This is a genomic window from Corallococcus carmarthensis, assembly GCF_003611695.1.
GTDB classification, from domain to species: domain Bacteria; phylum Myxococcota; class Myxococcia; order Myxococcales; family Myxococcaceae; genus Corallococcus; species Corallococcus carmarthensis.
This window is the reverse complement of the sequence record NZ_RAWE01000006.1, coordinates 71,602-97,151: the sequence shown is the minus strand read 5'-3', so window position 1 is coordinate 97,151 and position 25,550 is coordinate 71,602. Positions and strand designations below refer to the sequence as shown.

The 25,550-nt window shown below is 69.9% G+C and carries 25 protein-coding genes and 1 tRNA gene; 17 read left to right on the top strand and 9 right to left on the bottom strand.

Annotated features, from left to right (window positions below; translation table 11 throughout):
• Positions 1–32 precede the first annotated feature (32 nt).
• A complete protein-coding gene (locus D7X32_RS03215) occupies positions 33–644 on the top strand; it encodes a glycoside hydrolase family 19 protein (protein ID WP_120601007.1) in 612 nt (203 codons plus the stop codon).
• 90 nt (positions 645–734) lie between these two features.
• Here the strand turns inward: D7X32_RS03215 and D7X32_RS03210 are convergent, their stop codons facing one another.
• Together D7X32_RS03210 and D7X32_RS03205 are read right to left on the bottom strand one after the other, a co-directional pair.
• Positions 735–1,154, bottom strand: a complete 420-nt coding sequence (locus tag D7X32_RS03210; RefSeq protein ID WP_120601006.1) for a hypothetical protein — start codon at positions 1,152–1,154, stop codon at positions 735–737.
• Between the two features lie 111 nt (positions 1,155–1,265).
• Positions 1,266–1,571: a hypothetical protein gene (locus D7X32_RS03205; protein ID WP_120558997.1), complete on the bottom strand. Its 306-nt coding sequence runs from the start codon at positions 1,569–1,571 to the stop codon at positions 1,266–1,268.
• Between the two features lie 165 nt (positions 1,572–1,736).
• Between D7X32_RS03205 and D7X32_RS03200 the strand changes: the two genes are divergently transcribed.
• Positions 1,737–3,194, top strand: coding sequence for a hypothetical protein (locus D7X32_RS03200; RefSeq protein WP_120601005.1), 1,458 nt, complete (start codon positions 1,737–1,739; stop codon positions 3,192–3,194).
• 97 nt (positions 3,195–3,291) lie between these two features.
• On the opposite strand, the gene D7X32_RS03195 is transcribed toward D7X32_RS03200, so the two are convergent.
• Complete coding sequence (locus tag D7X32_RS03195) at positions 3,292–3,618, bottom strand: hypothetical protein (RefSeq protein WP_120601004.1); 327 nt, start codon at positions 3,616–3,618, stop codon at positions 3,292–3,294.
• A 19-nt stretch (positions 3,619–3,637) separates the two neighbouring features.
• Positions 3,638–4,819, bottom strand: coding sequence for a patatin-like phospholipase family protein (locus D7X32_RS44835; protein WP_158625603.1), 1,182 nt, complete (start codon positions 4,817–4,819; stop codon positions 3,638–3,640).
• A 220-nt stretch (positions 4,820–5,039) separates the two neighbouring features.
• On the opposite strand from D7X32_RS44835, the gene phbB reads away from it, so the two are divergent.
• Positions 5,040–5,765, top strand: coding sequence for an acetoacetyl-CoA reductase (gene phbB, locus D7X32_RS03180; protein ID WP_120601003.1), 726 nt, complete (start codon positions 5,040–5,042; stop codon positions 5,763–5,765).
• 10 nt (positions 5,766–5,775) lie between these two features.
• On the top strand, positions 5,776–7,416 hold the full coding sequence (locus D7X32_RS03175) for a PHA/PHB synthase family protein (protein WP_120601002.1): 1,641 nt from the start codon (positions 5,776–5,778) through the stop codon (positions 7,414–7,416).
• A 52-nt stretch (positions 7,417–7,468) separates the two neighbouring features.
• On the opposite strand, the gene D7X32_RS03170 is transcribed toward D7X32_RS03175, so the two are convergent.
• Entirely contained in the window at positions 7,469–8,008 is a 540-nt protein-coding gene (locus D7X32_RS03170) for an RNA polymerase sigma factor (RefSeq protein ID WP_158625602.1), read from the bottom strand.
• Between the two features lie 150 nt (positions 8,009–8,158).
• Between D7X32_RS03170 and D7X32_RS03165 the strand changes: the two genes are divergently transcribed.
• From D7X32_RS03165 to D7X32_RS03140, 6 genes are all read left to right on the top strand, one after another.
• On the top strand, positions 8,159–9,439 hold the full coding sequence (locus D7X32_RS03165) for an SET domain-containing histone-lysine N-methyltransferase (protein WP_120601000.1): 1,281 nt from the start codon (positions 8,159–8,161) through the stop codon (positions 9,437–9,439).
• Positions 9,440–9,441: 2 nt separating this feature from the next.
• The gene (locus tag D7X32_RS03160; RefSeq protein ID WP_120600999.1) at positions 9,442–10,392 is read left to right on the top strand and encodes an NmrA/HSCARG family protein; all 951 of its coding nucleotides are present in this window, start codon (positions 9,442–9,444) and stop codon (positions 10,390–10,392) included.
• A 101-nt stretch (positions 10,393–10,493) separates the two neighbouring features.
• The gene (locus tag D7X32_RS45935) at positions 10,494–12,233 is read left to right on the top strand and encodes a serine/threonine-protein kinase (protein WP_120600998.1); all 1,740 of its coding nucleotides are present in this window, start codon (positions 10,494–10,496) and stop codon (positions 12,231–12,233) included.
• A 323-nt stretch (positions 12,234–12,556) separates the two neighbouring features.
• Complete coding sequence (locus tag D7X32_RS03150; protein ID WP_120600997.1) at positions 12,557–13,900, top strand: hypothetical protein; 1,344 nt, start codon at positions 12,557–12,559, stop codon at positions 13,898–13,900.
• A 72-nt stretch (positions 13,901–13,972) separates the two neighbouring features.
• Positions 13,973–14,209, top strand: coding sequence for a hypothetical protein (locus D7X32_RS03145; protein ID WP_120600996.1), 237 nt, complete (start codon positions 13,973–13,975; stop codon positions 14,207–14,209).
• A 131-nt stretch (positions 14,210–14,340) separates the two neighbouring features.
• Positions 14,341–15,021, top strand: coding sequence for a MotA/TolQ/ExbB proton channel family protein (locus D7X32_RS03140; protein WP_120600995.1), 681 nt, complete (start codon positions 14,341–14,343; stop codon positions 15,019–15,021).
• A gap of 186 nt (positions 15,022–15,207) precedes the next feature.
• Here the strand turns inward: D7X32_RS03140 and D7X32_RS44830 are convergent, their stop codons facing one another.
• The 3 genes from D7X32_RS44830 to D7X32_RS03130 all read right to left on the bottom strand — a co-directional run bounded on the left by D7X32_RS44830 (position 15,208) and on the right by D7X32_RS03130 (position 18,285).
• Positions 15,208–15,426: a hypothetical protein gene (locus tag D7X32_RS44830; RefSeq protein ID WP_147450006.1), complete on the bottom strand. Its 219-nt coding sequence runs from the start codon at positions 15,424–15,426 to the stop codon at positions 15,208–15,210.
• Between the two features lie 234 nt (positions 15,427–15,660).
• On the bottom strand, positions 15,661–16,905 hold the full coding sequence (locus tag D7X32_RS03135; protein ID WP_167506429.1) for an imm11 family protein: 1,245 nt from the start codon (positions 16,903–16,905) through the stop codon (positions 15,661–15,663).
• 18 nt (positions 16,906–16,923) lie between these two features.
• A complete protein-coding gene (locus D7X32_RS03130; RefSeq protein ID WP_120600994.1) occupies positions 16,924–18,285 on the bottom strand; it encodes an AHH domain-containing protein in 1,362 nt (453 codons plus the stop codon).
• Positions 18,286–18,638: 353 nt separating this feature from the next.
• Here D7X32_RS03130 and D7X32_RS03125 point away from each other — a divergent pair.
• The 7 genes from D7X32_RS03125 to D7X32_RS03095 all read left to right on the top strand — a co-directional run bounded on the left by D7X32_RS03125 (position 18,639) and on the right by D7X32_RS03095 (position 25,280).
• A tRNA-Ile gene (locus D7X32_RS03125) sits at positions 18,639–18,712 on the top strand.
• Between the two features lie 159 nt (positions 18,713–18,871).
• Entirely contained in the window at positions 18,872–21,247 is a 2,376-nt protein-coding gene (locus tag D7X32_RS03120; protein ID WP_120600993.1) for a zinc finger-like domain-containing protein, read from the top strand.
• Positions 21,244–21,633, top strand: a complete 390-nt coding sequence (locus D7X32_RS03115) for a YHYH domain-containing protein (protein ID WP_158625601.1) — start codon at positions 21,244–21,246, stop codon at positions 21,631–21,633. Before D7X32_RS03120 ends, D7X32_RS03115 begins: the two co-directional genes overlap by 4 nt.
• Positions 21,634–21,723: 90 nt before the next feature.
• Positions 21,724–23,292, top strand: a complete 1,569-nt coding sequence (locus D7X32_RS03110) for an AlkA N-terminal domain-containing protein (protein WP_120600991.1) — start codon at positions 21,724–21,726, stop codon at positions 23,290–23,292.
• Entirely contained in the window at positions 23,285–23,806 is a 522-nt protein-coding gene (gene ogt / locus D7X32_RS03105) for a methylated-DNA--[protein]-cysteine S-methyltransferase (RefSeq protein ID WP_208752297.1), read from the top strand. Before D7X32_RS03110 ends, ogt begins: the two co-directional genes overlap by 8 nt.
• Positions 23,807–23,835: 29 nt before the next feature.
• Entirely contained in the window at positions 23,836–24,651 is an 816-nt protein-coding gene (locus tag D7X32_RS03100; RefSeq protein WP_120600990.1) for an isocitrate lyase/PEP mutase family protein, read from the top strand.
• Between the two features lie 26 nt (positions 24,652–24,677).
• On the top strand, positions 24,678–25,280 hold the full coding sequence (locus tag D7X32_RS03095) for a class I SAM-dependent methyltransferase (protein ID WP_120600989.1): 603 nt from the start codon (positions 24,678–24,680) through the stop codon (positions 25,278–25,280).
• On the opposite strand, the gene D7X32_RS03090 is transcribed toward D7X32_RS03095, so the two are convergent.
• Positions 25,226–25,501 (bottom strand): hypothetical protein, encoded by a 276-nt coding sequence (locus D7X32_RS03090; protein WP_120600988.1) that lies wholly within the window; start codon positions 25,499–25,501, stop codon positions 25,226–25,228. The two genes, D7X32_RS03095 and D7X32_RS03090, sit on opposite strands and share 55 nt — an antisense overlap.
• Positions 25,502–25,550 lie beyond the last annotated feature (49 nt).

Genomic DNA, 25,550 nt, shown 5'->3' with positions numbered 1-25,550 from the left:
GGCATCCCACGCGCCAGCCACGGAGTCCCCGGATGTCTTTCTTTGGTTTTGGTTCCAAGTCCCCCAAGCCGCAACAGCCCGAAGCCTCCTCCGAAGCCGCCAACAAGGAGCCGTTCCAGGCGCTGAAGGTGGAGCACCTGCGCACGCTCATGCCCCGGCTGTCCGGGGCTCGGTTGAAGGAGCTGCTGCCTCACCTGAACGACGCCATGGCCGAGGGCGGCATCAACACCCCGCGCCGCCAGGCCGCGTTCCTGGCGCAGATCGCCCACGAGAGCGCCGAGTTCCGCTACTTCGAGGAGCTGGCCTCGGGCCACGCCTATGAGCGGCGCAAGGACCTGGGCAACACCCAGCCGGGCGACGGCGCGCGCTACAAGGGCCGCGGCCCCATCCAGATCACCGGCCGCAGCAACTACCGCGCGGCGGGCGAGGCGCTGGAGTTGGACCTGGAGAACAACCCCACCCGCGCGGCCGACCCGGACGTGGGCTTCCGCACCGCCGTCTGGTTCTGGAACAGCCGCAACCTCAACAAGCACGCAGACAAGGGCGAATTCGACGCCATCACCCGGCGCATCAACGGCGGCTACAACGGCAAGGCGTCGCGGGATTCGTACTACCAGCGGGCGCTGAGGCTGCTGGCGAAGTGACGGGCCCCCGCGAAGCCGCGCGCCCCTGAAACACGAAGAGCCCGCGGCCCGGCTTCCGGGGCCGCGGGCGGGACCGCGGGCTCGTTCGCGTCAGGGCTGCTTCGCGGGCGTGCCCGACGCGTCCGCCGCCGGGGGCGTGCTGCCGTCCGCCGCCGGTTCGGTGCCCGGCGCCAGGTGCTTGCCACCCGGCCGGAACAGCATGCGGACCGTGAGCTTGCTGGAGTCCTTGTCGTTGAGGTCGTGCAGGCGCGTGTGGTTGAGCGCATCCTTCCTGCCGCCGCCGCCAAAGAGCGAGAACCAGCGCTTGGGCTGGGGCTTGTCCTCGGGGATGTCGCTGTCCTGTTCCGTCATCTCGAACTCGAAGCTGGCGGACACCTCCAGCTCCACCACGGAAAAGGAATAGTGCTTGCGGGCCGTCTCCTCCGCGATGTCGAGCGAGGACTGGACGGCCAGGATGAGGTCGTGGATGAGGACTTGGGCGTGGTCGGGCGTGGGATTGGGCTTTGCCATTGGGAAGGGATTGCAGGGCGAAGGGTGGCGGGCATGCCGTCGCCGCCAGTGCTCCGTCGCGGAGCACCGGCGGCGACGGGTCTGTTTCATCGCGTCTCAGCGAGGGGCGGACTAGGCGGCCCCGCCACCACTGGCGCCCTGGGCGGCGAGCACGGCCGCGGGCTTGATGGTGCACTTCACCGTGAGGCCCATGTGCTCCTTGTAGTCGAGCGTGAGCTTCTCCTTGATGCTCATCCGCCAGACGTTGAGGGCGACGTCCGTCTCGCTCTTGATCTCGAAGTCGCTCGTGAGGTTCACCTCGAAGTAGTACTCGGCGATCGTCATCGGATCCATGCCGGACGACATGAGACGCTGCGCGGTGCGCGCGGCACCGGCGAAGGCAATGATGTACGAGGAAAGCTGCGCGGCGGACTGCATGGGGGTGCTCCTGGGATTGGGTTTGCCGGCGGACATGCCGGGCACTGCGTTTCCAGGACGGCGCACGCCCCCTGTGTGTGAATGACAACTCACACCGCCACCCGCCTCCGCGTCTCTTGCGTCAGGCGCCCCATTCCCGGGCGCCGCGCGAAAGGCCTTCTCACGATGAGCACGGAGAACGTTGAGCTGTTGTTGTCACATGCGGACTCACACCAGCCGGTGGCGCCCGACGGCCTGCCCGCGGAGGCCACGGCGGCAATCCCGCGCGGCGCTGACGCCCAGGCGCCGGAGGAGAGCCACCTGTGGGACGACGGCGAGGACCCCAACTCGCTGCCCGCGCAGCGCTGGGGGCTGGTCGCGCCGGAGGGCCCCGAGGGAGACCGGCTGCTCGCGCTCATCGAACCGCTGCGCCGCCGCAGGCAGGAGCAACAGGAGGGCCACCCCGTCCACGTCTACCGCGTGAAGCCGGAGCTGGCCCGGGAGTCCCGGAGCCTGGAGGACTTCGCGCGCTGGGTGCGCGTCGTCCTGGATGACGAGTCGGTGCCCGTGGCGGACCGGCCCCGCTACCTGCTCTTCCTTGGGGACTTCGACCAGGTGCCCTTCGAGCTGCAGCAGGCCGCGGCCACCAGTGCCTACGTGGGACGGCTGGCCTTCCGGCGCGAGCAGGACTACGCGGCCTATGTCGACAAGGTGCTTCGCTGGGAGCTCGCGCCCTCCCCCGAGGTCCAGGCCCGCTCGCTCTTCTTCACGGTCCATGACGGCACCGCGGCCACGCGGACGGGCTACCAGTCGCTGGTGGCCCCCGCCATCGCCTCGGCGCGCCAGGCCCGGGAGCTGGGCCGCTTCCCCGCGCGGGAGGTGCTGGAGCTGGGCGTGCCGGGCGAGTCCGCCGCGAACGAGCTGCTGGAGCACGCCGCGCGGCCACAGCCCTCGCTCCTCTTCTCCATGAGCCACGGCCTGGGCAGTCCGCGCGCGGGCTGGCGGAGCACCGACACGAAGCTCGCGCTCCAGGGCGCGCTCAACCTGGGCGAGGGCCACCACCTGGCCGGCGTGGCCCTGGCCCATCGGCCCTTCCTGCCCGGCGGCATCTGGTTCCTCTTCGCCTGCTTCGGCGCGGGCACTCCGTCGCGGAGCGCCTTCCAGCACTGGCTGAAGCAGTTGCAGGCGGCAGGTCAGTTCAGCGGGAGGCTGGACTCCATCACCGCGGCGCTGCCCCAGCCCGGCGAGCGCCCCTTCGTCGCCGCGCTGCCCCAGGCCGCGCTGGCCAATCCCCAGGGGCCGCTGGCCGTCTTCGGCCACGTGGACCTGGCGTGGACGTATGGCTTCCAGGACCGAGACAGCCGCGCCGGCAAGGTGTCCCGCTTCCTGGAGCCGCTCCAGCAGCTGGCGCGAGGCCGCCGCGCCGGTCTGGGCCTGGGCTGGCTTCTGCGCGGAGGCCACCAGGCCAACCTGGAGCTGACCACGCTGTACGACCAGGAGGAGCAGGCGCGGAGCGCCGGCCGGCCCGTGCAGGTGGACGCAGCCCGGCGCGCGCACCTGTGGATGCTGCGCCAGGACCTGGGGGGCTACGTCCTCTTGGGAGATCCCGCGGTGCGGCTGCCGCTGACGCCGCGCGCCCCGTGAGCCCCACCCCGCGCGCCTGCCCCCAGGACGCACGAAGCCCCGGACGGCCAACGCGCCGTCCGGGGCTGGGGGCTGAAGTCCAGAGTCTGGCGATGCTTCAGCGGGAGCCGGGACCGCCACGCGCCATGCCGGGCAACGTGAGGCCCCGCAGGGTGTCGTCGGCCAGCTCGAACAGGCGGGTCTGCGCCTTCAGCACCTGCTCGCGCGCGGACTGCTCCAGCGCGTAGAGCGGCGCCAGGGCCTCCAGCGACTTGCGCAGCCACTCCTCGTGGTGCTCGCGCAGCGAGCGCGCCACGCCCTCGCCCTCCACGAGCTGCCGGGAGGATTCGAGCGCGGAGCGCTGGACGGCGACGGCCTGCTCCAGGAGGCCCCGCCCCAGGTCCATCAGGTGGGCCTGTATGTCGGTCTTCTTCGCTTCGGTCATGGTGTAGCTCCTTCTGGGGTTACGACAGGGGCACCTGGGTGTGGACTTCATCGCCTTCGACGCGGTGGATGAGGGCCGTCCCTCCGGCCGCAGCCGCGTCGTCGTCGCCGAACGCCTGCGGCCCTCCCTCGGGAGGGGGCTGCGTCCACGGGCACGTCGCCAGGGCCCGCTGCATGTCGCGGTAGCCGTCCGCGCGGCGCTCCGCGATGGAGGCCCGGGAGAACTCGGCGTCGCTGCTGGAGAGCTGCTGCTCGCCGCGCTGGTACGTCAGGTGGATGATGTCCAGCCGCGGCGTGGGCCGCGCCTCCGCCTCCTCGCTGAAGGCCATGGGCGAGGACGCCGACGCGCGCCGCACCACCCGCGTCACGGCGCTGCGCAGGTTCCACACCTTCGCGAACTGCTCCACGTGGTGGGACGTCCGGCCCGCGTACTGGATGGACTTCATGCGCCAGGTCGCCTCGTCCATGGCCGTGGGCAGCGGCGCACGGGCATCGAACAGGTCGATCATGAAGACGACGGCGTGGCGCTTGGGCGGGTCGTCGAGGATGGCGTTGAGCGGCGTGTTGGTGACGCAGCCGCCATCCCAGTACAGCTCGCCGTCGATGAGGCTGGGCGGGAACGCGGGCGGCAGCGCGCCGCTGGCGAGCACGTGCTCCGGGCCCACGATGCCGCGGGTGTTGTCGAAGAACACCAGGTGGCCGTCGCTCACGCGGGTCGCGCCCAGGCTCAGCCGCGTCGCGCGGGAGTTGATGTATTCGAAATCCACCAGCCGCCGCAGCGTCGAGCGCATGGGCCGCGTGCTGTAGAAGCTCAGCGCCTCCGGCGAGCCGGGGAACGCGAACATCGGTGGCACCACCCGTGGCGAGTAGAAGCCGGGCTGGCCGAAGAGCAGGCTGGTCATGTGGCTGCCCAGGTTGAAGAGCTGGCGCAGGCGCCCCTTCAACAGGGAGCCCCACTCGGTGCCGGGCCAGGACACCTCCCGCCAGAACGCCTCCAGCCGCTCCAGCCGCTTCTCCGGGCGGTTGCCCGCGACCAGCGCCGCGGTGAAGGCGCCAATGGAGATGCCGGAGACCCAGTCCGGGTGGAGCCCGGCCTCCTCCAGGGCCTGGTAGGCCCCCACGTGGTAGGCCCCCAGGGCACCGCCGCCCTGGAAGACGACGATGACCTGCGGGCGATCCTGCGGTGCGTGTGGCTGTGTCATGGATGTCCTCTCGCGGGTGCTGCGCGTGTGGTGCCGTCCCGCGGAAGAGGAGGCCGACGGTTCCCAATCCACCCTTCCCAGCGCCCCCCTCCACGGGACAGCCCTGAAGGGACGCTCGGGCCCACGTGGCTGTGAATCCGCGCGTCCCCCGGCCCGGGCATTCACACCCGGGGCGCGACCGCGTCCTTCAGGCGCAACCCCCAACCTGGAGGGAAGAACCATGAGCGGACGCGTAGCAGTGGTGACGGGAGGAACGCGCGGCATTGGCGCCGCGAGCGCCGATGCGCTGAGGCAGCAGGGATACCGCGTGGCGGTCACCTACAATTCGAACGAGCAGGCGGCGCAGGCCTTCACGAGCCGCACGGGCATCCCGGCGTTCCGCTTCGACGCGGCCAGCGCCGAGCAGTGCGCGGCGGGGGTGCAGAAGATCGTCGATTCGATGGGCCCCATCGAGGTGCTGGTGAACAACGCCGGCATCACCCGGGACGCCATGCTGCACAAGATGACGCATGACCAGTGGAACGAGGTCATCCAGACCAACCTCAGCTCCTGCTTCAACCTGTGCGTCGGGGTGGTGGGCCCCATGCGCGATCGCGGCTTCGGCCGCATCATCAACATCGGCTCCATCAACGGGCAGACGGGCCAGCTGGGCCAGACGGCCTACGCGGCGGCCAAGGCGGGCATGCACGGCTTCACGCTGGCCCTGGCGCGCGAGGGCGCGTCCCGCGGCGTCACCGCCAACCTCATCGCGCCGGGCTACATCGACACGGAACTGCTGCACGCCGTGCCTCCCGAGGAGCTGGTGAAGATCCGCGCCCGCATTCCCGTGGGCCGCCTGGGGCGCAGCGAGGAGATTGCCCGGGCCGTGACGTTCCTCGCCTCCGACCGGGCCGGCTTCATCACCGGCTCCACGCTCACCGTCAACGGTGGGCAGCACATGTACTGAGGAGCGGACGATGGACGCATCCCTGGAGCCCATGCGGCGCGCCTTCCTGGAAGTCCTCCTCCGGCTGGCGATGGACCCCCAGCGGATGCTCGCGGCGGGAGCAGGCCTCTGGGAACGCTCAGCGCGCCTGGGCGTCCCACGAGGCCCCTCCCGCCCGGACGCGGATCGCCGCTTCCGCGATCCCGCCTGGCAGGAGCAGCCCTTCTTCGACTTCGTGCGCCGCGCGTACCTGAGCGGCGCGGACTGGCTGCACGGCCTGGTGGCGGAAGCCCCGGGCGTGGACCCCCACACGGCGCACCAGGCGCGCTTCTATGCCCGCCAGCTCACGGAGGCGCTCGCGCCCTCCAACTTCCCCGCGCTCAACCCGGAGGTGCTCCGCGCCGCGAGGCAATCCGGTGGCAAGAGCCTGCTGACGGGCCTGGAGGCGCTGCTCGCGGACCTGGCGCGCGGCCAGGGACAGCTCGCCCCCCGGATGACGGATCCACGGACCTTCCGGTTGGGAGAGAACCTGGCCACCACCCCGGGCGACGTCATCCACGAGGAGCGCCTGTTCCAGCTCCTCCAGTACCGGCCCACCACGCCCACCGTCCACCGGCGCCCGCTGCTGGTGGTGCCCCCGTGGATCAACAAGTTCTACATCCTGGATCTGCGCCCGGAGAACTCGTTCGTCCGCTGGGCCGTGGAGCGCGGCCACACGGTGTTCCTCGTGTCGTGGGTGAACCCGGATGAAAGCCACGCCGACGTGGAGCTGGAGGACTACCTGCTGCACGGGCTGCTCCCCGCGCTGGACGCCGTCACCCGCGCCACCGGCGAGCAGGAGGTCTCCGCGCTGGGCTACTGCATTGGCGGCACGCTGCTGGCCGCGGGGCTCGCGTGGCTTTCGGCGCGCGCGGACACGCGCGTGTCCAGCGCGACGCTGCTCACCACGCAGGTGGACTTCAGCGAGCCCGGGGACCTGGGCGCCTTCATCGACGCGCCCCAGCTGGAGCGGTTGGAAGCCCACATGCGCCAGCGGGGCTACCTGGACGGGCTGGAGCTGATGACCACCTTCAACCTGCTCCGCGCGAAGGACCTGGTCTGGTCCTTCGTGGTGAACAACTACCTGCTCGGCCGGGAGCCCGCGCCCAGCGACTTCCTCGCCTGGAGCTCGGATCCAACGCGGCTGCCCGCGCGCGCGCACGCGACGTACCTGCGCGAGCTGTACCTGCACAACCGCCTGATCCAACCGGGAGCCGTGTCCTTCGGAGGAGTCCCGCTGGACCTGGGCCGGGTGCGGATCCCCCTCTACGTCCAGGCCTGCCGGGAGGATCACATCGCGCCGTTCCGTTCGGTGTACCGGGGCGCGCGGCACTACGCCGGCCCGGTGCGCTTCGTGCTCGCGGGCTCGGGCCATGTCGCGGGCGTCATCAACCCGCCGGCGGCGGGGAGGTATCGCCACTGGGTGCCCGGCCCCGGGCCGCTGGCACCCGACGCGGACGCGTGGCTCGCGGGCGCGCTGGAGCGCCCCGGCTCGTGGTGGGCGGACTGGGAGGCCTGGCAGTCCGAGCGCTCCACGGACCGCGTCCCAGCACGCATCCCCGGCGAAGGAGCGCTGCCTTGCCTGGAACCGGCGCCGGGCCGCTACGTCCGGCCGCGCCTCCTTCCGGAGTGAGCGGCGGGGGCACGCCCCCGCCGCCCTGCATGCACGACAGCAGGCCCTCCACTCAGCGGGAGTGGAGGGCCTGGGGCAAGGTGGCGCGGAGGATGCCGTACGCAAGTTGGATGCGTTTGCGCACGTTGCAGTGAGTCAATCTCAGCTGCGCGGCGATGTCGGCATAGGACATATCCTGAAGGTAGCGCATCACTAGGGGACCTTTCAGGTTGGGTGGCAGCGCCTGGATGCACCTGCGGACCGCCTCGGCGTCCTCACGATGGAGCAATCCCGCGTCGGGCAGTGGCTCGTGGGACTCCGGCTCCACGGGCTCCAGGTCGTCCATCCGCCCCTCGGCTTCGCCCCGGCGCTGCCGCTCGCGATGGATGTCCATGCAGATGTTGTGGAGGATGCGGCTCAGCCAGGCCCGCTCGTTGAGGATCCTCCCGGGAGGCGACGCGTACTTCTGGAACGCGCGGAGCATCGCGGTGTTCACCGCGTCCTCCGCATCCGCGACGTTCCCTCCCATCAGCCGAAGAGCCTGCTGGAACAGATGTTCCTTGTGCTGCTGCCAGACCCGCCAGAAGGGCGAGAGCGTCGAAGTTGTTTTCACAGTATCCAGTGCCCAAAAAAGTGCCCCTGGAAACGGTGCAGCGCGGTCTTTGTGAAAAACCTCTTACTCGCTCAATAACTGCCGACACCGAAATAGAGGCAAATCACAACGCGCGCGGTCGGACGTCTTCATGAGGACCACCCCCGACGCATGGCGGAGCCCATGAGCGCGCACGACGAAGAGCCGGACACCCTCGACGAGGAGCACCCGCTGAAGGAGCACCTCGCGCTCAGCTGGAGCAGGCAGGCGGGCGCGAGCTTCCCGAAGCTGTGGGTGGGGCATCTGGAAGGAGATGAGCGCGGCGTCTTCGCGAAGGCCGACATCGCGCCCGGTGAGGTGGTGCTCCAGGTGCCGCGAGCGTGTCTGGTGACGCTCGACGTGGCCCGCGCATCCGAAGTGGGACGGCTCATCGAGGCCCATGCGCCCGACACGAGCGAGGAGTCCTATCTGGCGGCCTTCCTCCTCCAGGAGCGCGAGCGGGAGGACTCCGCCTGGAAGCCCTATCTGGACGTGCTGCCGCGCGCCTTCCCGCACCTGCCGCTGTTCTTCGATGCGCGCGAGCTGTCGCTGTTGAAGGGCTCGTCCACGCTGCGCGAGGTCGCGCGGTGGAAGGAGCTCATGCTGACCCGGTACGCGGAGCTGGCCGCGAGCGTGCCTGGCTTCACGCGCTTCACGCCCGACGCGTTCCTGTGGGCGCAGCACGTGTTGATCAGCCGCACCTTCGGCCTGACGGTGGAGGGGCGGCTGATCCGGTGTGTCGTCCCCGTGGCGGACATGCTCAACCACCGCGCGTCGCCCAGGGTCGTGTGGGGGAACACGGAGGACGGGGACTTCCTGCTGAGGGCCCGGGAGCCCGTGGCCGCGGGCGAGGAGCTGCACATCAGCTACGGCATCAAGCCTGGCTACCGGTTCCTGCTGAACTACGGGTTCGTGCCCGAGGACAACCCGGACGACACGCTGGTGCTCTACCTGGGCATCCCGGAGGACGTGCCCCAAGCGGCGCGGAAGCGGGAGCTGCTCTCGCTTCCGACCCCGGCGTCACGGCGCCGCTTCGAGGTGCCCCTGCACTACGGCCATTCGTCGACGGTGGCGATGTTCTCCTTCCTGCGCGTGGCCTGCGCGGACACGGAGGAGCTGGCCCGGCTCACGGCCGAGGCCCGTGAGGAGCAGGGGCTGGGCCCGGTGTCCCCGCTGAGCGCACGGACGGAAGGACGGGTCCTCCAGCAGCTGAGTGACCTCTGCGAGGCGCGGCTCGCGGGCTTCGACACGACGTTGGAGGAGGACGAGCGGCTGCTGCGCGAAGCGGACCTGTCGCGCAACGAGCGCAACTGCGTGCTGTTGCGGCGTGGGGAGAAGCGGCTGCTCCACGCGTATGCGGGCCTCGCGCGCACCTTCGGAGCATCCAGCAGCGCCCGGGACGAGAGGACATGACCATGAGCAAGAAGATCATCGCGGTGGTGGGAGCAACGGGAGAGGAAGGAGGCGGGCTCGCGAGAGCCATCCTCGCGGACCCGAAGAGTGGGTTCACGGTGCGCGCGCTCACGCGCAAGCCGGGCTCGGAGCTGGCGCGCAAGCTGGCGAAGCTGGGCGCGGAGGTCGTCGCGGCGGACGTGAACGACCCCAGGAGCCTGAGCGCGGCGTTCACGGGGGCGCACGGCGCCTTCTGTGTCACGAGCTCCTGGGAACAGTCCGCGCCGGAGCGGGAGCTGACGCAGGCGCGCGCGATGGCGCACGCCGCGAAGGAAGCGGGCGTGGCGCACGTCCTCTGGTCCACCCAGGAGGACACCCGGCGCTTCATGCCGCCCGGGGATGGGCGGATGCCCACGCTCAAGGGGAAGTACAAGGTCCCGCAGTTCGACGTGAAGGGCGAGAGCGACGCCGCCTTCACCGACCTGGGCGTGCCGGTGACGTTCGTGCGCACGTCGCTGCCCTGGGAGACCCTGCTGTTGTTCGGGATGGGGTCGAAACGCAACGCGGACGGCGCGCTCGACTTCGTGTTGCCCACGGAGGACCAGAAGCTGCCGGGCCTGGCCGCGGAGGACCTGGGCGGCTGTCTCCACGGCATCTTCCAGCGGGGGCCGGAGGGGGTGGGCAGGACGGTGGGCCTGGCCAGCGAGCACCTGACGGGCGCGGAGATCGCGAGCACGCTGAAGCACGTGCTCGGGCAGGAGGTCGTCTATCACTCGATGTCGCCGGAGGTGTACCGGACGTTCAACTTCCCCGGCGCCGCGGAGCTGGCGAACATGTTCCATTTCATGCGGGACTTCGCCACGGAGTACTGCGCCGCCAGGGATCCGGTGCTCACGCGGGAGCTGAACCCCCAGGCGCAGTCGCTGGCCCAGTGGCTGGAGCGCAACAAGGCCCGCTTCCTGCGGGCGGCGTGAGCGGCCGGGCACCGCCCCCAGGCGTTCCACCACGGGTGCGTGAACGAACCGACGACAGGTGGGCAGCAGTCGCGCGCCTCGACTTGTTATCGTGCGCGCCCATGAATGAGCCCACGGCCGTTACGGATCCTCGCATCGGCTCGGTGTTGCAGGAGCGCTACCGCATCATCGAGCGGCTCGCCGCCGGTGGCATGGGCATGGTGTACCGGGGCGAGCGGCTGGAGGTGGGCAAGTCCGTCGCCATCAAGTTCCTGCACGCGTGGGCGGCGCGGGATGACGACTTCCGCAAGCGCTTCCAGGTGGAGGCGCGCGCGATGAGCCGCCTCACCCATCCCTGCTGCGTGTCGGTCATCGACTTCGGCATGGATCAGGAGTCGCCATACATGGTGATGGACTTCGTCACCGGCGAGACGCTGCGGGGCCTCTTGCGCGACGGCCCGCTGCCGCCGGCCCGGGCCCTGAGCGCCGTGCGGCAGGTGCTCGCGGGTCTGGCCCATGCGCACGACCAGGGCATCATCCACCGGGACATCAAGCCCGAGAACATCATCGTCACCCACGCCGTCGGACTCGGGGAGCAGGTGCGCATCCTCGACTTCGGGCTGGCCAAGCTGCGCGACGAGGTGACGGGCCTCACGTCAGGGATGATGCTCGGGACTCCGTCCTACATGGCCCCGGAGCAGATCCACGGCGAGCCGGTGGGCCCGCCCACGGACCTGTACGCCACCGGCGTGCTGCTCTACGAGCTGCTCACCGGGAAGAAGCCCTTCAACGCCACCAGCAACGCGGAGCTGCTGCGCATGCAGCGCGAGGTGACACCGCCCCGGTTGCGCGACGCCGCCCCTGACGCGGGCTTCTCCGCGGAGCTTGAAGCGACGCTGGCGAAGGCGATGGAGAAGGCCCCGGGGGATCGCTTCCAGTCCGCCACGGAGTTCCTGAGCGCGCTCGAAGGCGCATGGTCGGGTCCGGCGGTGTTCCCCGTGGTGCCCGTGGCCGGCGATGCACCGGTGGCGCCGCGCGCCTCCTCGCCCACGCCGTCACGTCCCAGGGAGGAAGTGCTCGCGACCCGGAACGCCCGGGCGCAGCCCCGCGCGACGCCGGTGGGCCTTCAGGCCGAAGCCCGCGCTCCGGAGCCCCTGCCGGTGACTCCGACGGAGGCCGTGGCCAGGAAGGAAGCGTCCGAGGCCACGATCCGGTCTGGCCCCATCACGCCCTCGCCCGCGCGGAGCCGCTCGCGCCGCGTGGTGGGAGGCGCGGCGGTGCTCTCCCTGGCCGCGGTGGGCCTTGGATGGTGGGCATTGGCGTCGAGGTCCGCGGGCCCGGCGCCGGTGTCCTCGGAGCACCCGTCGCCCAAGGCCCCGGCGGGTGAGGAAGCAAGGGCGGAGGCTCCGACGGGCGCCACGGCCTGGCAGCCCGTCGTGGAGCAGCTCCCGGGCATCGACGAGGTCCATCGGCTGATCAAGGCGCAGCGACGGGACGCGGCCCTGGCGGCGTTGAAGAAGCTGGCGGCGAAGTACCCTGCGAGCGCCTACGTCCGCTACCTGGAGGGGAACGTCGACTTCGACAACCTCCGCTGGGTGGATGGCGTGGCGGCCTACCGGGCGGCGCTGCGCAATGACGCCGCGTACCGCAACGCGCCGGCCGTCATCCAGAACGCCATCCAATGCCTCGTCAGTGACCGGTTCCACGGCACCTGCGAGGATTTCCTCCGCAAGGACCTGGGCGAGGCCGCGGTGCCCTCGCTGGAGGATGCTGCCCGCGAGCACCCCATGGCCAGCGTCCGGACCCGGGCCGCGGCGCTGCTCCGCCAGCGTGACCGCGATTCCACGGAGGGCTCACGCTGAGCCCCCGGGCGGAGCAAAGGAAGTGAAGATCGAGCGGTAGCCCCAGCCGCCCAAAGGCGCCACCGGTCTCCGGACCGTTGCATTCTGATCGCGCGGAAGGGACGTGCGGACACTGACCCGCAGAGGGGACAGGGAATAGATCCAGGCGCTGTCCAGACAGGGGTGCCCTCGCATCGCTCGTGCTGGCCACCTCCATGAGATTCTATTCCCGTTGCGTCTCGCTGTTTGTGATGGGACTGGTCCTGTGTGAGCTCGGCTGCGCAACCTGCCCCCTGGGGGCGCCCCCCTCCCCGCGGAATCCGATCCCAGGGGCTTCGAGCATCATGAACTGGAGCAAGCCCCAGCGGCTCTCCGCTGGGCCTTCGCTTTCGTGGGAGCACACGCGCGTGGTGGCGGGCCCATCGGGGAGCGCATTCGCAGTCTTCGCGCATGTCACGACCCAGAACGCGCCCCACGACTACACGGCGATCTACGCCAGCCGCTATGCCGCCACGTCCGACACATGGACGTCCGAGCAGCCGCTCCAATCCCAGCCCGGCAACCTTCTGCTGAGCAGTCTGGCCGCGGATGAGCAGGGAAATGCCCTCGCTGTCTGGCTCCAGCAGACCCCCGCCGGCGACACCTTCTTCGCAAGCCACTTTTCGGCGGCGACGGGCCAATGGAGCCTCGCGCTACAGCTCACGTTCCCCGTTGACGACACCCCCACCATGCGTCTGGCCATGTCCCCCAAGGGCGATGCGGTCTTCGTCTGGACAACGCTCTGCAAAACGCTGTGCAAGCCCGCCGAGCACCGGGTGATGGCCATGCGCTATGCGGTGGCCAGCAACCGGTGGATCCAGCCGCCGGTGCCCCTCAACTCGGCGCGTGACACCCCGTCTCTCTGGCCCGCCGCCGCCCTCGACGCGAACGGCAGCGCGCTCGTGCTGTGGCAGCAGGCGGACGCCCGCGGGACCCAGGCCATTCATGGCAGCGCGTACAACGCCGACAAGCTCCAGTGGTGTGGCGATGCGATCCTGAGCCGGACGAACTACGGCGCGGCCACGACGCCCGCCATCGCCATGGACGCGTCGGGCAACGCGCTCGCCGTCTGGCCACAGCACTTCTCGACGCTGACCGGTAAACTGATGCAGGGAATCGACGCACGCCGCTACGACCGTGAGAGCAACACATGGCAGCCCGCTGAGCGCATCGACTCGCACATCTCCGATTACGGAGGCATGTTCAACCCGTCCATCGTCGTCGCGACGAACACGGGCGATGCACTGGCCGGCTGGCTGTACCTCCCCCACCCCCCGCCCCTCACCGGGGCCGCGGAGGGACGCGTGTACATCGCGGCGAAGGAGGCCTGGGACATCCGTCCGCGCTTCGACCGCAGCGTCGATCCGAACAACCCGCGGCTCGGAGGCACCGTGGTGGGCGGATATCCAGTGCTCGCCTCCGACCCGGCCGGTGACCAGGTCGCCTTCTGGGCACAGTCAGACCACACGGCCTGGGCGAGCTACCTCTATGCCCCTGGCAACTTCCGGCCCCCGGAACCCCTGCGGTCCGCGCCGGGAGCTGTCGTGGGCGCCATCACGGGGGCCATGGACCTGAATGGGCATGCAACAGCGGTGTGGATTGAGACAACCGCGGATGGCGACACCCTCTGGGTCGCTCGCTACCAGTAGCCCTCGTCTCCATGCCCGTGGGCCCCCTGGTCACGACCCGAGGGAGGGCGTTCCCGCGAGTTCCTTGAGCCCGTGGACGCCGTACTGGATGCGTCGCTGTCCAAGGCCACGGTCGTGACGGGCAACGCGAAGGCTCCCGGCTCGCTGCTCGTCACCTGTCCCCTCCTCGTGCTGGGCGACCTGGAGGTCGATGGGTTCCTGGACGACTGCGGACCGGATTCGACCATCGTGGTCCTGGGCCGCTGTGTCGCACAGGGGCTGCGGACGTCGGGGAACACGCGGTCTGCGGACGCAATGACAGAACGATGACCAACGCATGGACGCGGGACCACCCTCGCGTCCATGCGCCTGCGTACCTTGGACACCGTTCCCGTTACCCGCGGTTCCCTCATGGGGCCACGCCGTGGCCCACGCGCACGGAGGCGCGTCTCGTTCCCGCCATGAACTTCACACTCGCGGGTCTGTGGACCCACATGGGTCCGGTCGCACAGCTCATCGTCATCCTCATGGGCGTGATGTCGATGGTGTCCCTCCTCATCCTCGCCGAGCGCACGATCGTCTTCCGCGCTTCCCGCCGCCACTCGCGCAGGTACGCCGCGCAGTTGGGCGCCATGCTCGCCAGTGGCGACTTTGACGCCGCCGCCGAGGCGAAGACGGAGAAGGATGTGGGCTACCTGGGGAGGACCATCCGCGCGGGGCTGACGGCCTACCGCATCTCCGCCACCGACAGTCGTGAGGAGGCCATGGAATCCGTGGCGCGCAGCCTGGAGCGACAGGCGCAGCGCGAGGTCCAGAGCCTCAAGCGCGGCCTGGGCCACCTCGCCACCGTGGGCTCCACCGCGCCCTTCGTGGGCCTGCTCGGCACCACCATCGGCATCGTCACCGCGTTCCAGGAGATGGGCGCCGCGAATTCGGGCGGCATCGGTACCATCTCGACGGGCATCTCCGAGGCGCTCGTCACCACGGCCTTCGGCCTGCTCGTCGCCATCCCCGCGGTCATGGGCTACAACTCCCTGCAGGGCTGGGTGGACGCCCGCGCGGTGGACCTCTCCGAGGCGAGCAACGAGTTCCTCGATGCCGCGTCCCGCGCCCTCAAGCGCACGCGCGGCACCGTGCGGTGAGCCGCACGACCTACGGCAGGATGTGCCGTCGAGCCCTCTGATGCAGCATGACCTGCACGCCGCCCGCCGCCTTGTCCTCGCCGTAGGTCGTCGTGCCCTGCGTGATCTCGATCCGGCCCGCCGACGGTCCAGCCCCGCGCTGTAATGGCTAGCACCGCTCAGCCGCGGGGCATCCAGATCAAGGGGTCAGTAGTAGTAGCAGGTGCACTCATTACCGATGCAGAAGCCACCAGCCCTGGGCCCGGCTTCCACCTGACATGCCTCCCAGCAGCGGTCGTTACAGTCATTCATGAGTGGCCCCTCCGCCTGTGATGCGGAGAACGCCTGCGTGCCACCGAACGACACGACAAAACCAGCGGCGACGGCGAGCAGCACCTGTCCTGCCTTCTTCGCAGAGAAAATCACGGTGACCTTTCAGCGTGGGTAGGGAGCCATTGGGAACGGCACGCGGAAATACAACACTCCTCCCAATCCGGTTCAAAGGGGATCCCGTGACTCAGTGACTCAATGCGTGGCCTGGGCGACGGACGCGGGCTCCGGGCTCGCGGCCCCAGCCTCCGCGTCCGGCCGGTCAGCTCCTAAACCTTGGAGCTGGCCGGTGTTGAGTTCCATGACTCACGTTATCCCTGCATGAGGCTGTCACACCACGGGCTGGCGCCAAGCGCGAGACAGGTGCGCCTGGCCTTGCTGGGCGAAGCGCCGCACCAGCTCGTCCCGACCTAGTTTCCCATGCTCCAGCAGGTACGCCAGCTCCACGGGCATCAGCACCTTGACGGTGACTAGCCGCACCTCTCCGGCCGGCATGATGAAGCAGCCTGGCAGCGTGCTCGTCGCCATGCCCAGCAGCCCCCCCACCCGGCCCTCCTTCGTCAGTAGCGGCTCGGGCAAGCCCTGACCAGCTACTTCCATGGAGAGGAAGCCCGCCTTCACCTTCTCGCGCAAGATCTCGTGTTCCGCGATTTCGTTTCCCATCTGCGCCAGGAGCATCAGAGGCCAGCTCTTCTCGGCGTCCTTGATGGGCTCGTCCGTTTCCAGGGCCAGTTCCAGGCCGAAACCCACGGACGGCTCCGCGCGGTCCACGAAGAAGTCCGAGAGCCCGTCTGTCACCAGAAGAGTACGCCCCTCGGGGCGGTGGATGACACGCCAGACCTGGCGCCGGGCGGGCCAGTTGCCACCAACGACGATGGGGATGATGACCTCCTCGTCCAGCGTCCCCAGGGTGCGCCAGAAGGCTTGGCGGGCCGCGTCCGTCTGCTCACGCAGCTCGATGAGCCTCCGGTTCCGTTCGCGCTCCTCCGGACTGATGGCGCTCGGGCCGGTGACTTCCGTGAACTTCAGGCCCGTGACGCCCGCGCGCTCCAGCGCATCCTTGATGTCCTCGGACACGATGAGCGCGAGGGTCCACCCCCAGGTCCGGAAGACCTTGGCGTCGCCCACCTTCGTCGGGTCGATTCGCATGCCGGACACCGCCCGGTACTTGCCGACCTTCTCCGGGCGCCCATCCTCCGGCGTCCAGTAGCGCACCTCTTCCGAGGCGCTGTCGTCAATGCACCGGACGAGTCGGGTCGCCACGAGAATGCGGTGCGCCCCCGGCTGCGAATCGATCTGCACCGGGATGAGCTGCACGTCACCGGGAGCCCTCTCCGACAGAATCGCCGCGACCTTGGGGTCGATGACGGGAATGTCCAGTTCCGCCAGCGTGAAGTCGAGGGGCTTCCCGCCGACGCTCACGGGCATCCTCAGGACCGCATCAAGCTGTACGGAGTTCCCCTTGGTGAACTGCCAGGGGTTCACCGTCTGGCCGCGCTGGTCGACTGGGGCACCCAGTTGCCATCGGTCCGGGATGTCGAGATCTTCCGCCAACCTGTAGTACCGGCTTGCCATGCAGCGATCCTGATGTGCCTAGCTCTTGGTGACCAGCTTGTTGAGCTTGGTACCCGACGTCGAGATCTCCTCGGCGAGCACCCTGAGCGCCTTCGTCAGCGCCTCTCTGCACTGATGCAGGGTGCTGCAATCCTCCACGGCGTCGCGAAGCCGCTCGTATACGGCCTCATGGTACTCCTTCGGGTGGGGTCCCTTGTGGCCCTTGATTGGGACCCTGTTCGCCGCGTCATCCAACGACATGCCGGCCTGGTCGAAGAACTTCTGAAACTTGGGCGACCATGGGCCGTCGCTCGCCGTGGACTCCCACCACTTGTTGGTGGCGAGGTGATGCTCGTGCACGTCGGCAGTCACTGGCCCCGACGCAGCAGCACTCGTGCCCCGAGCCGTCATCGCCACCGCTTCCGGGTCCAGTGCGATGGTCACGACCCCCTCCGAAGAGATCGCCACTGCCTCCACCTGCCCCACCGCCGCGAGTCGGAAACCGCCCTGGTTCGCGCCCACCAGCGCTGCCTGCGCGGAGCCTGGGAGCGTGGGAATCCTCGCGGCCAGGGTCTGCGCCGTGCTGCCCAAGGCGGCGGTCGCCAGCAGGATGAAGACCCGCGCGGCGTTCTTTCCCATCACCTTCCCGTACTGCTCGCCCGAACTCCGTAGTTCGTCGAAGGAGGTTGCCACCTGCGCCTGTGCAGCCAGTGCCCGGAAGCCCTGGATGAGACTCCACACGGTGTCCCAGCCAAGATAGGCAATGAGCCCGGCCGTCAGGACGGCGGCCACACCCTTGCTCATCGGCTCGGGGAGCAACCAGAGGCCGAAGTAGAAGGCCCCGGTGGTAGCCAGCATGGCAACAACCGCGTCTCTGTCAGTCAGATCCTTCAGGGCTTCGGCGGTTTCGTCCCAGACTGAGTCCAGGGCGATCTGGAAGGCCAGGGTTCGCCTGGCTTCCTCATCCAGCGTCGGGCCATTCTCCAGCAGATGCAGACAGTCGCCTGAAGAGCCTTTGCGTTTGCACCAGCGACCATAGGCGCTTGCCATTTCCGAGCCCTCATCCGTTTCCTCCTGCGGCAGGAGACGGCCTCGCTGCGGATCCTCAACGGAGACAAGCCCCAGGCGCGCTCGAACCTGCGAATAGGCGCGAGGCCGTAAGGCTTCAGCGAGCACCCGGAGGGCGGCTTCCCGCGGTTGCGCTGAGACCGGAACATGACGTCCCAGCTTCTGGACGGCCTCCGAGAACTCCTCGTCATCCAACTTCACTGGCTCAACATCCGTGGTCGGCGTGTAGACGAGGAGCTCTCCCCGGCCCGTATCCAGGCGCACGGCCCTTGTGGACGTGCTGCACCCAACGAGCAGTGTCAGCAGCAGCGGAACCCACCTGCGCGGAGTCATGGCATTCCTGGCCCAGCCATCGCCCGTCAGGGGCGTAAGGGCGGCGCCTCAAACTCCATGAAAATCAAGACTTCACTGCAATAACAGGACTCACCAGGACAGGTGCTCCCACTTGGAGACGGAGCACTCGCGTAAACCGGCGCGAGGCGGCCCATCTCGCATGCCATGTCCAGCGTGAGCACGGGTGGCCGTGATCCTGAGGGCCCTGTGCCGCGACCACTCAGTGGGCAGGCGCCTGGAGCTGGGACTTGAAACCGCATCCGCCGCCCGCAGCCCTGTCAGGAAGGGCCCATGCGCCCCGTCCGAAGTTCTTGCGGTCACGGCCCTGGCCCGGTATACGGGCCGGGCTTCACGGCCAGGTAGCTCACCTGGTTAGAGCGGCGGTCTCATAATCCGCAGGTAGTCGGTTCAAGTCCGACCCTGGCCATCAAGCAGCCCCGGAGTCACTTTCCCAAGTGATTCCGGGGCTTTTTCTTTCCGCAGCCCCCTCCCCTCCCCCTTTGGGGGATTGGCAGGCCCCCTCCCGGCGCGGTCGGATTCCCTCCGTCCCGACGCGCAGCACCCACGCTCCGGGGGGAGTCCGCACATGCTGGACGAGGGAATCGACTCGAAGGCCCGGGCCGCGGCCGTCCGATGGGCGCGCTGGCGGCTGGGCCCCCTTGGGTTCGCGGACCTCATCACCCGGGTCGACACGTCCGTGCTCCACTACGGGCGGCTCGTCACCCGGTACGCCGTCCGCACCGGCACCTGGGCGGAGGAGGCCTACGCGGGCGGCGCGAACACGGGCTGGAGATCCTGGACCGCCGCCCCACTCCGGCTCGAAACGCTGGACCTGTGGAGCGCGTCCCCGGAGGCTTTGGCGGAGCAGTCGTCGCACCTCACGTCCTGCGACCCCTGTCAGGGCGCGGGTCAGGTCACCTGCCCCATCTGCGATGGCTCGCTGCGCGCGGATTGCTCCGGCTGTGGCGGCTCCGGCCAACGGATGAGCCGGGCCCGCAAGAACTACCGGATGGTCAACTGTTCGGACTGCCGGGGAAAGGGCACGAAGAAGTGCCTCCGCTGCTCGAAGGGGCTGGTGGTTTGCGATCCCTGTAGGGGTTCGGGAACCTTGCGCCGGTGGGTGCAGGTGACCACTGCCCAGCGCACGCTCGTCCGGGCCTGGCCGGATCCGAAGGCGCTCTCCGCGCATCCGGGCCTCCTGGAGGATTCCCCCCGCGCCCTCCAATGGCAGGGCTCCCAGGCCCTGGCCTCCATGGAGCACCCCGGCCCCCTCCCCGACACGAAGCTTGGGGAAGAGGCGCAGTCCGCGGGGTTTCCCTCCGCACGAGCCTCCTTGGAGCCGGAGCTTGAACCGCTGCGCGGGCGCATTCTTTCCCAGACGTTGGATGTCTTTGAATCCCCCTCCGCCACCGTCTGCTTCGAGTTCGCGGGCCGGACGGGCTTCGTCCACCTGCTCGGACGCGACCTCAAGCCCACCCAGGCATGTGACACGTGGTCATTCCACAAGCGCTTCTGGGCCCTGCTGGGCATGGCGGTCGCGGGCTTCTTCGGAGTGCCATTCCTGGGAGCCGCCTTCACGGGGCGCCACGCCTTCTATGATGAGCCTTCCCAGAGCGGGCTGGCCGTGCTCGCGATCCTGGGGCTCTGGCCCGGCACCTGGTGGTGGACGGCGACCTGGCTGCGGCGTCGCAGGACCGGTGGGGCGAAGTCCCCCGCGCGATGGCATGACCGGATTGGCATCGGGCTGACCTCCGTCTGCGCGCTCGTGCTCGCGGGATGCTTTTTGTTCATCCGCCCGTCGGTCTCCGAGCTGACCCGCCTCACTGCCGAGGGACAGCTCCGCGAGGCCGGGCTCCATGCTGATCTTCTGGAAGCGCGTGGCGAATCCAGTCCCGCCTACGTCGAGGCACGGAATGCCTTCGTGCTGGCGCGGCTCCCTGGCATGGACAACCGCTCGGCGATCGCGCTCATCGACCACTACGCGGGATCCCGGAACGGCACCGCGCCCTTGGAAGCCGAACGCTGGAAGCTGCGCGAGGCCTGGGCGCACGCCGCGCTGACGCGGGGCGAGGAGGGGCCGGCGGAGGCGGAGCTGGCTGCGCTTTCCACCGATCGGGCTCCGGCCTCCGTCATGGACGGGCTTCGCGCGAAGCTGGAGGACACGCGCATCGCGAAGGGCAAATCCGCGCTGGAGAAGGGAGACCTGGCCGAGGCCATCCAGGTCCTGTCACGCATCCAGGCCCGGACGCTCGTCTCCGAGCGCCCCGAACCGCTGATCACCCAGGCCTACCTGCGTCAGGAACACGCCTGCCCTGCCCGCGACGTGCGCTGCCGCGCCTCGGCCCTCCACGATGCGGTCGCGATCGACACGGGCGAAACGGCTCGGACGGCGCTCGCCTCGTTCCGAAGCGCGGAGCTCACCCGGATGGAACAGGCCGTGACCCACGCGGGAGGGCTCGGTGCCTCGCTGCGCGAGCTTCGAAGCGCGGACGAGGACGCGAGCGTCCTGCTCTCGGTGCTCGAAGGTGATGCCGAGGTGACTGCCGCTCGGGCCACGCTCCTTGAACGCAAGGAGGCGCTGCTGCGGAACCGCTTCGCGCTCAATGAGCCCGTGGAGGTCGCCCAGGCGTTGCTGGGTCCCTCCGGCCTGGAGCTGCAACGCTCCGATGTGTTCCGTGTGGTGGACGCGCCCTCCGGCACGCTCACGTATCTGTTCGTCGGACAGGGAACGACCCGGGGCCTCTACGTCACCACGCCGGAGCATGGGCAGAAGGGGCTGTCGCCCACTGCGCTCCAGGAGGCCGCGAAGCGCTTCACGGGCCAGGAGTTCTCCGCGAAGGACCTCGTGCACTCCGGCAAGGGTGTGGCCCATGTCCCGGCGCGCCTGGGGCGGCACGCGGCCCTGCTGGGATGGCACGACGACACGCTGGTCGAAGCACAGATTGGACGGGTGGAGCCATGAGACGCAGCGGGCAGGTGGTGCTGGGAGTGGCGATCATCACCGGAATGCTGTGTTCCCCCCTCGCGTGGGCACATCCGGGACGGACCAACAGCTCCGGCTGTCACAACGAACGGGCCACGGGTGGCTATCACTGCCACGGGGGAGGAGGCGGCGGCGGTGGAGGATGGGCTGAACTCGAGGAGACGCCCACGCGCCTCAAGGTCATCGCCATCCCGCGCGCCCGCGTGTGGATCAATGGCGCTTTCGTGGGCATGTCCCCGACGCCCGCGGTCCGCGTCGACGGAACAAAGGTCCGGGTGCGGCTGGAGCACGCCGCGCTGGGCCATCACGAGATAACCGAGACAATCGATTCTGGAGGGACGACCGCACTGACGGTGAGGTGGTAGGCGGGCCGCCGGCAGGCCCGCCTCCAGGGCCGGAACGTCCACGTCCGAAAACGGCCAGACATCGAGGGCCCGCCGTGGGACGTTTCCCCCATGAACGGCCTGGACCCCGCCGCCTGCTACCGCGCGTTGACGACGCGGGATTCCCGCTTCGACGGGCGGTTCTTCACCGCCGTGAAGACGACGCGCATCTACTGCCGCCCCATCTGCCCGGCCCGCGCGCCCCGCTTCGAGAACTGCACGTTCTACCCCACCGCCGCCGCGGCCCAGGAGGCCGGCTTCCGGCCGTGCCTCCGCTGCCGGCCGGAGACGTCGCCCTCGCTGGCCCCCTGGCACGGCACCTCCGTCACCGTCTCGCGCGCCCTGTCCCTCATCGCGGACGGCCTGCTCGATGCCGACGACGCCAGCGTGGACGCCCTGGCGGGCCGGCTTGGCGTCGGGGACCGGCAGCTGCGGCGGCTGTTCCAGCAACACCTGGGCGCGTCGCCGGTCGCCGTGGCCCAGACGCGCCGCGTGCTCTTCGCCCGCCAGCTGATCCACGAGACCTCCCTGTCCATGTCCGAGGTCGCCCTCGCGTCCGGCTTCGGCAGCGTGCGGCGCTTCAACGCGGTCTTCCGGTCCCTCTACGGCCGTCCTCCCAGCGCCCTCCGCCGTGCCCGGACGGCTCCGGCGACGTCCGCCGTGCCCGTGGTGACACTGCTCATCCCGTACCGGCCCCCGTATGACTGGGAAGCGCTGGTGGCCTGGCTGGCGGCCCGTGTGCTCACCGGCATGGAGCACGTCGAGTCCGGCCGCTACCTGCGCGCCTTCTCGAATGCCTGGGGCCAGGGTGCGGTGGAGGTGTCTCCCGCTCCGGGGCTCGACGGGCTGCGGGCCACCCTGCGCGTCAGTGACGTGCGGATGCTGCCCTCCGTCGTCGCCCAGGTCCGGCGCGTCTTCGACGTGGGCGCGGACGTGGAGGCCATCCGCGCGCACCTGTCGACGGACGCCCTGCTCGCACCGCTCCTCGCCGCGCGGCCCGGCCTTCGTGCCCCGGGCGGATGGGACGGCTTCGAGTTGGCGATCCGCGCCATCCTGGGCCAGCAGGTGACAGTCACCGCCGCACGGCAACTGGGACAGCGGCTCCTCGCCATGCATGGTGAAAACCTGGACCCGGCACTCACCGGCGATGCCCGCCTCCTGCGCGCCTTCCCCCGCCCCGAAGTCCTCGCCACGGCGGACCTCACGGGCCTGGGCATGCCGGCCGCTCGGGCCCGGACGCTCTCCCAGCTCGCCGCGGCGGCCGTGGCGGATCCCTCGCTGTTCCAGCCCGGCCCGTCGCTCGCGGACACCGTGGCCCGCTTCACGCGGCTGCCCGGCATCGGCGAATGGACCGCCCAGTACATCGCGCTCCGTGCCATCCGGGAGACGGATGCCTTTCCCGCCTCCGACGTCGCCCTGCTTCGCGCCGCCACGCAAGCCGGGAGCCCACGCCCCACGCCCGAAGCGCTCCTCCAGCGCGCCGAAGCCTGGAGCCCGTGGCGCGCGTACGCCGCCCAGCACCTCTGGACCGCGGATGCCCTCCAGGCCCATGAGCCCCAGCGGAACATGCCCTCTCAAACCAGCACCCGGGCGCAATCCTCACGTGCCACCGCGCCTTCCCGCCGAGCCGCCCATGCCTGACCACCTGCGCTTCTTCATTGATTCCACGCCCACCCCCACCGGCGTGGCGCTCCTTGTCTGTGATGAGCAGGGCCGCCTGCGAGCACTGGACTGGGAGGGCTACGAGGCCCGCATGCACAGGCTCCTGCGGCTGCACTACGGCGAGGGCGGCTGCGTCCTGGAGCCCGCGCGCGACCCTTCCGGCCGCACCTCCGCGCTCCAGGCCTATCTGCACGGAGACCTGGGCGCCATCGCCTCGCTTCCCGTGGAGACCGCCGGCACGCCCTTCCAGCGCGAGGTCTGGCGCGCCCTCCGGGAGATCCCCGCGGGAACGACGACCACCTACGGCCGGCTCGCCGAACGCATCGGCCGGCCCAAGGCCATTCGCGCCGTGGGCATGGCCAATGGCGCCAATCCCATCAGCATCGTCGTCCCGTGCCACCGCGTCGTCGGCTCCAATGCCTCACTCACCGGCTATGCCGGAGGCCTGGAACGCAAACGCTGGCTGCTCAATCATGAGCAGACCCACGCCTGAATCCCTTCCACTCTCACCGGAGCTCCCGCATGACCTCCCGTCCTGACACCGCCAGCACCTTCCGCGCGCTGCACCAGGGGCCTGACCTGCTCCTGCTTCCGAATGCCTGGGACGCCGGCAGCGCCCGCCTCTTCGAAAGCCTGGGCGCTCGCGCCATCGCCACCACCAGCGCGGGCGTCGCCTGGGCCCTGGGATTCCCGGACGGCAACGCGCTGCCCGTGGACGCGCTCGCCGCCACGGTGCGCGCCATCGCCAACGTCATCCGCGTCCCCCTGACCGTGGACGCGGAAGCGGGCTACTCCGACGACCCGGCCACCGCCGCGGAGAACGTGGCCCGCCTCCTGTCTGAAGGGGCCGTGGGCTGCAACCTGGAGGACGGCAACGGCGCACCGGAGCTGCTCGCCGCGAAGATTGAACGCGTGAAGCAGGCCGCCGCGCGCCTGGGCATCGACGTGTTCATCAACGCGCGCACGGACGTGTATCTGCGCAAGCTCGTGCCGCCCGAGCGCCGCGTGGAGGAGACCCTGGCCCGTGCCGTCCGCTACCAGCAGGCCGGCGCGGATGGCCTCTTCGTCGCGGGCATCACGGACGCGGCCGACATCCAGGCCATCACCCGGGGCACTCCGCTGCCCGTGAACGTCCTCGCGCGGCCGGACCTCCCCGCGCCGGCGGAGCTGCAGCGGCTGGGCGTGCGGCGGCTCAGCGCGGGCTCCGCCATCGCGGAATCCATCTGGGGCAAGGCCGGCGCGCTCGCGTCCTCCTTCCTCCGCGAGGGACACTCCGCGAGCCTGTTCGAAGCCGCCGCCAGCTACCCGTCCCTCAACGCGCTGATGACCCGGAAGTAGGCCCACGGGCCTGGAGGAGCCGAGCCATGTCCCAGGAGGATCGCCAGCGCTGGAACGACCGCTACCAGCAGGCTCCCGCGGTTCGGGAGCCATCCACCTTCCTCCGCTCGCTCGCGGACCGGCTGCCCGAAAAGGGCCGGGCGCTCGACATGGCCGGCGGCCCGGGACACGACGCGTGCTGGCTCGCGCAACGCGGGCTGGACGTGACCCTGGTGGACATCTCCGACGTGGCACTGGCACAGGCGGAAGGCCTGGCGCGCGACGCGGGCGTCTCCCTCACGCGCCTGCGTTTAGACCTGGAAGCCGAAGCGTTGCCGCCCGGGCCGTTCGACCTCGTCGTGTGCTTGAACTACCTCTGGCGGCCGCTCTTCGCCGCCGTGCCAGCGCTGCTCGCACCGGGAGGGCTGTTCGTCTTCGCCCAGCCCACCCGGAGCAACCTGCAACGCCATCCACACCCGTCCGCGCGCTTCCTCCTGGAAGACGGTGAACTGCCCACCTTGCTCCAAGGGCTCCAATCCCTCTCATTCACCGAGGGTTGGACGGACACCGGACGTCACGAGGCGCGCGTCCTGGCTCAGAAGCTCCAGCACGTCGCGGACGGCGTGTGGCCGCAGTACGACGTGCCATGAGCCTGGCACTCGCCGTAGTAGAGGATGCCGGGCTCGTAGAGGAACCAGGGGCCGTTGGCGGTGCACCGCACGGAACAGCGCCTCGCGCCGTTGTCGTAGCCCTCACAGAGCCCCTGCTCGGAGGTGGCCAGGGACGGCGTCGGATCCTCCGTCTCCACTCCGCCACAGGCTGCGAGGAGGGAACCGACGGCGAGGCTGGCGATGAGTGTCTTCAGGTGCATGGGGTGGGCTCTGGGTGAGCACCGGCGGAAGCGCGCGGCGCCGGGCGTT

Excerpts from the sequence above, each read along its gene's own strand:
- D7X32_RS03215 (WP_120601007.1), top strand. The coding sequence starts at position 33 with ATGTCTTTCTTTGGTTTTGGTTCCAAGTCCCCCAAGCCGCAACAGCCC.
- D7X32_RS03210 (WP_120601006.1), bottom strand. The coding sequence starts at position 1,154 with ATGGCAAAGCCCAATCCCACGCCCGACCACGCCCAAGTCCTCATCCAC.
- D7X32_RS03205 (WP_120558997.1), bottom strand. The coding sequence starts at position 1,571 with ATGCAGTCCGCCGCGCAGCTTTCCTCGTACATCATTGCCTTCGCCGGT.
- D7X32_RS03200 (WP_120601005.1), top strand. The coding sequence starts at position 1,737 with ATGAGCACGGAGAACGTTGAGCTGTTGTTGTCACATGCGGACTCACAC.
- D7X32_RS03195 (WP_120601004.1), bottom strand. The coding sequence starts at position 3,618 with ATGACCGAAGCGAAGAAGACCGACATACAGGCCCACCTGATGGACCTG.
- D7X32_RS44835 (WP_158625603.1), bottom strand. The coding sequence starts at position 4,819 with ATGACACAGCCACACGCACCGCAGGATCGCCCGCAGGTCATCGTCGTC.
- phbB (WP_120601003.1), top strand. The coding sequence starts at position 5,040 with ATGAGCGGACGCGTAGCAGTGGTGACGGGAGGAACGCGCGGCATTGGC.
- D7X32_RS03175 (WP_120601002.1), top strand. The coding sequence starts at position 5,776 with ATGGACGCATCCCTGGAGCCCATGCGGCGCGCCTTCCTGGAAGTCCTC.
- D7X32_RS03165 (WP_120601000.1), top strand. The coding sequence starts at position 8,159 with ATGGCGGAGCCCATGAGCGCGCACGACGAAGAGCCGGACACCCTCGAC.
- D7X32_RS03160 (WP_120600999.1), top strand. The coding sequence starts at position 9,442 with ATGAGCAAGAAGATCATCGCGGTGGTGGGAGCAACGGGAGAGGAAGGA.
- D7X32_RS45935 (WP_120600998.1), top strand. The coding sequence starts at position 10,494 with ATGAATGAGCCCACGGCCGTTACGGATCCTCGCATCGGCTCGGTGTTG.
- D7X32_RS03150 (WP_120600997.1), top strand. The coding sequence starts at position 12,557 with ATGAACTGGAGCAAGCCCCAGCGGCTCTCCGCTGGGCCTTCGCTTTCG.
- D7X32_RS03140 (WP_120600995.1), top strand. The coding sequence starts at position 14,341 with ATGAACTTCACACTCGCGGGTCTGTGGACCCACATGGGTCCGGTCGCA.
- D7X32_RS03135 (WP_167506429.1), bottom strand. The coding sequence starts at position 16,905 with ATGGCAAGCCGGTACTACAGGTTGGCGGAAGATCTCGACATCCCGGAC.
- D7X32_RS03130 (WP_120600994.1), bottom strand. The coding sequence starts at position 18,285 with ATGACTCCGCGCAGGTGGGTTCCGCTGCTGCTGACACTGCTCGTTGGG.
- D7X32_RS03120 (WP_120600993.1), top strand. The coding sequence starts at position 18,872 with ATGCTGGACGAGGGAATCGACTCGAAGGCCCGGGCCGCGGCCGTCCGA.
- D7X32_RS03115 (WP_158625601.1), top strand. The coding sequence starts at position 21,244 with ATGAGACGCAGCGGGCAGGTGGTGCTGGGAGTGGCGATCATCACCGGA.
- D7X32_RS03110 (WP_120600991.1), top strand. The coding sequence starts at position 21,724 with ATGAACGGCCTGGACCCCGCCGCCTGCTACCGCGCGTTGACGACGCGG.
- ogt (WP_208752297.1), top strand. The coding sequence starts at position 23,285 with ATGCCTGACCACCTGCGCTTCTTCATTGATTCCACGCCCACCCCCACC.
- D7X32_RS03100 (WP_120600990.1), top strand. The coding sequence starts at position 23,836 with ATGACCTCCCGTCCTGACACCGCCAGCACCTTCCGCGCGCTGCACCAG.
- D7X32_RS03095 (WP_120600989.1), top strand. The coding sequence starts at position 24,678 with ATGTCCCAGGAGGATCGCCAGCGCTGGAACGACCGCTACCAGCAGGCT.
- D7X32_RS03090 (WP_120600988.1), bottom strand. The coding sequence starts at position 25,501 with ATGCACCTGAAGACACTCATCGCCAGCCTCGCCGTCGGTTCCCTCCTC.